Here is a 7,036-nt window from a genome sequence, read left to right as displayed (position 1 = left end):
CAGGACTTGGGTCATGGTTCTATCATAACTTCCGCATTCCTCCCGACACTGACCCTACGGGTACAGTGCGGGGCTCCTGCGATTTCTAGCTGACGCTGCGAAACTTCGGGTCTTTGCTCTCTCGAAAGGCCAGCCCTGCCTCTTGAATGGCGTTCCGCTTGAGGTGGCAGGGATCCTCTTTCACCCACTGCGGCAGGTCAGTGCAGGATGATGTCCCCCAGCTTTCTGGCTGTTTTTGGAGCCCCCTGCTATCGCGAACGGCACAGCCGGTCTTTGTGGGCAACCACAAACGTATGCAAGCAGACACCAAAGTAATGGCCGGATTAGAGTCAGGCCCCTCTAGCGGGCCAGGTACCGTTCCAAGCGTCCCTGGAAAAATGACAAGATCAACGTCAGCAGCCAGTACCACAGCGCTGCCACCACCAAAGCCTCGAAGAAGTGCTGGCGCGGCAAACCTGCCTGTCGAGCCCGGCCCATCAACTCCTGCAAAGCAATGGCACTGGCCAGGGCAGTGTCTTTCTGCATGGCGATGAATTGGTTGCCAATGTCCGGTAAGACAATTCGAAAAGCTTGCGGCAGAACAATGCACCATAGGGTTTGCCAGGGCTTAAGCCCCAGGGCATAGGCAGCTTCCCGCTGCCCAATGGGAATGGCTTGGATCCCGGCCCGGAAGATCTCGCTCATGTAGGCGCCATAGTTCAGGCTCAAGGCCAGCACCGCCGAAGTAAACGAGCCGAACACCAGACCCAGTTGCGGCAAAGCCTGGTAGATAAACAAAAACTGCAGAAATAGAGGTGTGCCCCGCATCAACGAGACATAGAGAGCGGAGAGGCTGCTCAGAGGGGCAATCTGGGAGAGGCCCGCCAGTGCCGACAAAAAGGCCAAGGTGGTGGCACAGAGGATGGAGACCAAGGACAGTTGAAAAGTAGTGCCCACCCCTTGCGAGATGAACCACCACCACTCGCGCACAAAGTTGCCGTTGAGACGCAAGGTACGGATGGGGATCCCGGCCAACTCCAACTGTACCCCGCTGAAGGTGAACACCAACAACAGCAGCCACAAAACCAACCACAACCCCTGGGCCACCGGGAACGGGATCCCTTTTCGAACCCGAGGCGGTGGGTAAATGGGCTGCTCCAGTGGGATAGAGTCTTTGCTCACTCAGCTTTTTTCGTCAGATCAATGCCGTAATACCGCTTCGAGAGGGCTGTTAGCGTGCCGTCGGCGTGCATGGATTCTAAGATTTCGTTAATTTTGGCTTGCAAGCTCTCGGAAGGGGCAGGGCTGGAGCGATCCAAGGCCACAGCCAAGGCTTCGTAGTAGACTGGATTCCCCAGAGTTTTCAGGGGCAGTCCTTCCCGAATGGCGTTTTCAGCCGTCGGCAAAGCTGTCAAGACTGCATCCAGGCGGGTGCCATCCCCCAGTGCCAAATCCTGCAGAGCCAGGCTATCGGTGTCGTAGATGCGAATGTCCACCCGCGGGGCTGGAACTTGGATGGTCTCTCCTTCCAGGGTGAGGTTGCCCTCCAGGTAGGCTTGATAGGTGGTGGCGGTGCCCACCCCAACTCGCTTTCCTTCCAAAGCGGCGATATCGGTCAGGGTCAAGGCTTGGTGGACCACGAAGCTGGCGGGGGTGTAGTAGTAGGGAATGGTAAACAGCAGAGCTTTCTGGCGTTCGGCAGTTACGGTCATGGAGCCGACATTGACATCCCAGCGGCCATTCCAAGATCCGGCGGTGATGACATCAAAGTTGATATCCAAAAACTCAGCCTTTACCCCCAAGCGCTTGGCGATCTCGCGCGCCACATCCACGTCAAATCCTTCCCAACTGCCGTCGGGATTGAGGTAGCTCTGAGGCCGGTAATTGGAGTCGGTGGAAACCCGGAGCACCCCCCGCTCTTGAACTTGAGCCAACAAATCGCTACCTTGGGCCAGCAGGGATCCCTGGTGTGTGCCTAGAGCCCAGCATCCGGCTAGGGTCAAGCAAAGGGCTTGTAGGGATCGGCGTCGAGAAACAGACATCGGCAAAACCTCAGATGAAGGTGAAGCGCAAACCTACTGGAATCCAAAGGCTGTCACAATTCTCGCCGCAAGGCAGTATCACCTGACACTGACGCTTTGGGCGGCCATTCCAGGCAGAGGCGGGCAGGTTGCAATTCTCCAAAAAGGCTCTAAAAAAAGCAAACCTTCTCCAACCATCTCAGGATTGAGCCCAAGAATCCCGATGGCAAGAATCCCGATAGAATGTCTCCGCTGAGACTCACGACCAAGATTTGTGATGGGTCAGCCGTGCCCGTCTGTGAGCAGCGGAAAATTGACATTGACAATGCTCATGAAGTCAAAATAGTGCTCGGTCTGGTTAGCCGAATGTGTAGCAAGAAACATTTGGCTCGACCCAAGGGATCCCCCCTAGCAATTGGGCGGAGAGGATGTCAATATCTTGAAGGAGGGTAGGGTTGAGAGGGAATATACAGGCGGTAATCTTGGCGGGTGGAAAAGGAACTCGCTTACGGCCTTTTACCTTTTTGCAGCCTAAGCCTTTGTTGCCCCTTTTGGATGTGCCCTTTTTGGAATGGCTGATCGGGCGCTGCCGCCGAGCCGGCCTGACAGATATTTTGCTCAGCGTGGGTTATCTGGGCCAACAAATTGAGGCTGCTCTGGGAGATGGCTCTGCTTTGGGGGTGAAGCTCCGCTACATTCCTGAAGAGACGCCTTTGGATACGGCGGGAGCCTTGGTGCTGGCTCAGCCCTATTTCACCGGGGATCCCTTGGTGGTTTTCAATGCCGACATCCTCACGGATCTGGATTTGCAGGCGTTGATGGAATGTCATGTGCAGAGCAAGGCCATGGCCACCCTCACCCTCGCCCGCGTGGACGATATCACCGCCTATGGCCTGGTGGAAGTTGGGGAAGGGGGCCAGATCCAATCTTTTCGGGAAAAACCCACCCCTGCAGAAGCCCTCACCCTCACCACCGACACGATCAACGCCGGCACCTATGTCTTGGATCCGGCCATTTTTAAAGACTACCCCAGTGGGGATCCCCTCAGCTTTGAGCGGCGTGTCTTCCCCGATCTGCTCAGGCAAGGGCACCGGCTGCAAGCTTATCTCCACGCAGGCTACTGGCGGGATCTGGGCACGCCGGCCAGCTACTACCACGGCCAACTGGACATTCTCCTGGGTCGAATGACGGATTTTCCCCTGGAAAATGTGCAGCAACAGGCGCCGGGGATATGGGTGCACAAAACGGCTGAGATCCATCCCAGCGCTCAACTGCACGCCCCCTGCTACATCGGCGCCCACACCCGTTTGGGATCCCAAGCTCAGATTCCGGCAGGCACCATCCTCGGCAGCCACAGCTGGGTAAATGGATCCCTGCAGCCGGGAGCCTACGGGCCGAGAGTCCTGGTAGTGTAGGTTAAGTGCAAGTTAAGTCCACAACCATCCACGACAAAGCCATCAACAGATGGAGCTACCACAAACCGGGGAAAGCTGGGATCCCTACCTTGCTGCCGTAGCTGCTCGCTTCAATCGGGAGCTGGAAATTCAACTGGGTCGGCCAGGTTGGCAACTTCCCCCAGACCTGGAGCAACTGCCTTTTTGGCAAGCCCAGCAGCGGGATCACCTGCAAGAGCGCCTCGGGATCCCCTTTTGGCAACTGCGTGCCCCCAAAAAACGGGAAGCCTGTTTGGATTTGGGCTGTGGGGTAAGCTTCCTGACCTATCCCTGGAACGATTGGCAAGCCTACTTTTACGGCCATGAGCTGAGCGGTGAGATTGTGCGCTTTATTCGCTCGCGGGCACCCCAGCTTAACTCCAAGCTGTTCAAGTCAATGCAACAGGGATCCGCCCACCATTTGGAAAACTACGAGTCGGAGCAATTTGATCTGGCCATTGCCACCGGATTTTTGTACTACTACCCGATTGAGTACTTCGACGCGGTTTGGGCAGAGTTGATGCGAGTGTTGCGACCGGCTGCACCTGTGATTATTGAAGTGGTCAATCCCGACTCGGTGTGGGCGGAACAATGGGGCCTCATCGAGCTATTCAAAGGCACCGAACCGATTTTCACCCCCCTAACGGAGTGGGAGCGGCGCATCGCAGCCTTGGGGGGCAAAATTCAGAAACAGGCCAGTGGCGAACTGTTCACCACCTATTGGATTCAGCGCAGACCGTGATCTGCTCACAACCGGGAAAGTATCGGAGCATTCGGAGTAGTGGGGTAACCTTTAAGGCTGGGTACTAAGATTAAAAATAAGATAAAGATTAAGATTAAGAAGTGTGATCCCGGACAAGGGATCCACCGCCATCCATGCAAGCCTCCTCTCCCACCTTCCTCTTGGTTGATGGCTACAACATCATCGGAGCTTGGCCCACCCTGAGCCAGTTAGCGCGTCGCTCCCTGATGGAATTGGCCCGTCTGCGCTTGGTGGAATCTTTGGCCAACTATGTGGCCTTCCGGGGCTACCAGGCGACCGTGGTGTACGATGCCTACGCCCAACCCACTCCAGCCCGGCAAGAGCGCTCCCCTTCGGGTATCGAGATCCTGTATACCTCCTATGGCGAGACCGCCGACAGTTGTATTGAACGGCTGTGTGCTCAGTTGCAGAGGGATGGGTGTCGGGTACGGGTGGCTACCTCCGATCGTGTCCAGCAATTGGTGATTGGCGGCTACAACGCCGAATGGGTCTCGGCAGAACAACTGTGGGATGAAGTGCAGCAGGCCCAGCAGCAGATCCGGCGCGTCCAACCAAAACGGCTATCGAGCAAGCGGGGCATTGATGCCTACTTGGATGCAGATACCCTCTCGCGCCTAAACCGCTGGCGGCTGTCCGGCCAAGATCCCATGCGCTAAATGCCATCGTAGGGAACGGTGGGAGCTCCATACCAAAGATGCTCTTCATCTGGCGAGGCAGTGGGCAACTGCTCCTGTGAAGGATCCGCCGGAGCCAGCTCCCGCTCATCCACCAACACCAGCACCCGCACAACTCGATTTTTGGGCAATTGTTCCTGCGCCTTCATGGGCAAGATCAGTTGACCTTGGCTGTCGGTACGAGCCCAGAACTCATGCGCTTTCATGCTGTTTCCCAAAATCATGAGCCAATGAAGGGATCCCCAGGCCGGATCTTAGTGAGGATGATGAATGACCCCAGAAAGCTCCATCTGTTCTTCGTATTCAGATGAGTCGGAGAGGCTGGCCCAGCTTATAGTTATTTTGATTCAAACTAGGACACTCTAGGACACTGCGTCAGGGTTGTGGAGCAATAGCGTTGCGGAGCAATAATGCGCGGGGCTAGAGGGCTTGTCTCAGCAGCCCAGGCATCTCACCTAACCTGAAACGGCCATAAGCTCCCACAGCATCTCGGATAAGCTTGCCTCAACAAATCTCAAAAGCTGCTGGCAGGTAGTCAACCAAAGCATAGCTTACCCCTTCCCTGGAGGCCCGACGTTCTATCAGCGCAACATCAAAACGGCAGGACAACTCGGAGAGGTGGGGATGCTGGCTCAAGAAGGCCTGGGCAGCCCGGATCAAGCGTCGCTGCTTAGGGATCCCAACCGCCAAAAGCCCGCCTCGATCCCAGCTACCGGGGCTACGGGTTTTCACCTCTACGAAAATCAGCACATCAGCTTTGTGGGCAACTAGATCCAGCTCGCCCCAAGGGCAGCGCCACCGCTGGGCCAGGATCTGCCAGCCCTGCTGACAGAGATATTGCCGCACCCAGCCCTCGCCGACGTTGCCTGTATTCTGGAGGGAAGCCCTTCTGGGCAAGGGATCCATAAAAAAATCACCAGCGCCCGGCTCTAATGAGCAGATCCATTGCCGTGATACTTGTCGGTGTCGTAAAAGCCGTTGCGGGTGCCGAAGTAGAAACTTGCCAGAGAGAGGACAAGAGCAACCCCCACCAAGACTAACTTTGCATCCACGTGGTTTTCCCCTGATTTTCTCCTCAACCGTGATCATAATAGCCTGCCGCTCCTTCACAATCCTCTGGTAAGCGATGCGCGGCACTGATATCGGCCAAGGCACAGCAAGTCTTGGGGGATCCCATCGGAAATGAACTACTCCCACTGGGAGCTCAGCATGCTACCATTCAGACGGAAAGGGAGTAGTCAGGCGGCTTACCGCCCTCTGCATCGACATACTGGCTAAAAACAGCCCGGTGCAAGAGACAAAGCAAGCCCGGCAGGCTGCTTTGGTGACGAGACTTTCGCTGAGTTCACGCAGAGGTGAGCTTGGTGAGTCCGTCTGACTTTCCCAGCCTTCACCTCTAGGTGTGAACCGATTCCACACACAAGAGAGGTTGGAGGCTAGAAAATGTGGGCCGGTTTTTTATCGAGTTTGCTGCTGGTGACGGTAGCGGAATTTGGGGACAAAACCTTTTTTACCCCCTTGATTTTGGCGATGCGCCACCCACGCCGCTGGGTTTTTCTGGGGACATGGCTGGCTTTAGCGATGATGAACCTGCTAGCGGTAGGAACCGGGCAAGTGCTTTTTAAGCTACTGCCACCCTTGGGCGTGCGGGTGCTATCGGCTGGGGTTTTCGCCGTTTTTGGCTTGAGAATGCTCTGGCAAGCGTGCAGAATGCCACCTCAACAGGCATTACCAGAAGAAGAGGAAGCCCTCAGACAAGTGATGCAGGCAGAAGCAAAAGGAGTTGGCCGCGGGGGGGTTAGGGCCATCGTCTGGGAAGCCTTTAGTTTGATCGCCCTAGCCGAGTTCGGGGATAAAACCCAGATTGCTACCGTTTCCCTAGCCGCCACCCATCCGGGATTCAGTGTCTGGGCGGGGGCAACCCTGGGTCATGGTCTGATGGTGGGGCTGGCGGTGGTGGGAGGTCGTTTTTTAGCAGCTCACATCTCTGAACGCGCCGTGCATTGGGTGGGGGGCGGCTTATTTCTGGTGTTTGCGTTGCTGACCGGTTGGGAGTTGGCAGGATGAGGGATCAGCTAGAAATCGCAGGAGCCCCGCACTGTACCCGTAGGGTCAGTGCCGGGAGGAATGCGCTTTGATGAAGTACAATGGACTTATGAGCCAAGT

The 7,036-nt window shown here is 56.2% G+C and carries 9 protein-coding genes and 1 pseudogene; 4 read left to right on the top strand and 6 right to left on the bottom strand.

Annotated elements, in window-relative coordinates; all coding sequences use genetic code 11:
* Positions 1-91 precede the first annotated feature (91 nt).
* From ACVWZU_RS14160 to ACVWZU_RS14150, 3 genes and pseudogenes are all read right to left on the bottom strand, one after another.
* Positions 92-245, bottom strand: a pseudogene (locus tag ACVWZU_RS14160) (RNA-guided endonuclease InsQ/TnpB family protein); the annotation flags it as partial.
* Positions 246-339: 94 nt separating this feature from the next.
* On the bottom strand, positions 340-1,161 hold the full coding sequence (locus ACVWZU_RS14155) for an amino acid ABC transporter permease (RefSeq protein ID WP_414383569.1): 822 nt from the start codon (positions 1,159-1,161) through the stop codon (positions 340-342).
* Positions 1,158-2,021, bottom strand: a complete 864-nt coding sequence (locus ACVWZU_RS14150; protein WP_457445535.1) for an ABC transporter substrate-binding protein — start codon at positions 2,019-2,021, stop codon at positions 1,158-1,160. The genes ACVWZU_RS14155 and ACVWZU_RS14150 overlap by 4 nt, the downstream gene beginning before the upstream one ends.
* Positions 2,022-2,467: 446 nt before the next feature.
* Between ACVWZU_RS14150 and ACVWZU_RS14145 the strand changes: the two genes are divergently transcribed.
* From ACVWZU_RS14145 to ACVWZU_RS14135, 3 genes are all read left to right on the top strand, one after another.
* Positions 2,468-3,415, top strand: coding sequence for a sugar phosphate nucleotidyltransferase (locus tag ACVWZU_RS14145; protein ID WP_457445537.1), 948 nt, complete (start codon positions 2,468-2,470; stop codon positions 3,413-3,415).
* A 49-nt stretch (positions 3,416-3,464) separates the two neighbouring features.
* A complete protein-coding gene (locus tag ACVWZU_RS14140) occupies positions 3,465-4,175 on the top strand; it encodes a class I SAM-dependent methyltransferase (protein WP_457445533.1) in 711 nt (236 codons plus the stop codon).
* A gap of 134 nt (positions 4,176-4,309) precedes the next feature.
* Positions 4,310-4,852 (top strand): NYN domain-containing protein, encoded by a 543-nt coding sequence (locus ACVWZU_RS14135; protein ID WP_011429576.1) that lies wholly within the window; start codon positions 4,310-4,312, stop codon positions 4,850-4,852.
* Here the strand turns inward: ACVWZU_RS14135 and ACVWZU_RS14130 are convergent.
* The 3 genes from ACVWZU_RS14130 to ACVWZU_RS14120 form a co-directional block, all read right to left on the bottom strand.
* The gene (locus ACVWZU_RS14130) at positions 4,849-5,076 is read right to left on the bottom strand and encodes a hypothetical protein (protein ID WP_414352028.1); all 228 of its coding nucleotides are present in this window, start codon (positions 5,074-5,076) and stop codon (positions 4,849-4,851) included. The two genes, ACVWZU_RS14135 and ACVWZU_RS14130, sit on opposite strands and share 4 nt — an antisense overlap.
* A gap of 298 nt (positions 5,077-5,374) precedes the next feature.
* On the bottom strand, positions 5,375-5,776 hold the full coding sequence (locus tag ACVWZU_RS14125) for a YraN family protein (RefSeq protein WP_011433700.1): 402 nt from the start codon (positions 5,774-5,776) through the stop codon (positions 5,375-5,377).
* 23 nt (positions 5,777-5,799) lie between these two features.
* Positions 5,800-5,922, bottom strand: a complete 123-nt coding sequence (locus ACVWZU_RS14120) for a hypothetical protein (RefSeq protein WP_011429573.1) — start codon at positions 5,920-5,922, stop codon at positions 5,800-5,802.
* A 391-nt stretch (positions 5,923-6,313) separates the two neighbouring features.
* On the opposite strand from ACVWZU_RS14120, the gene ACVWZU_RS14115 reads away from it, so the two are divergent.
* Positions 6,314-6,937, top strand: a complete 624-nt coding sequence (locus ACVWZU_RS14115; protein ID WP_011433699.1) for a TMEM165/GDT1 family protein — start codon at positions 6,314-6,316, stop codon at positions 6,935-6,937.
* Positions 6,938-7,036: the final 99 nt, after the last annotated feature.

The sequence above is a fragment of the Thermostichus sp. MS-CIW-26 genome, from assembly GCF_054059115.1.
This window is presented reverse-complemented; position numbering and strand designations above follow the sequence as displayed.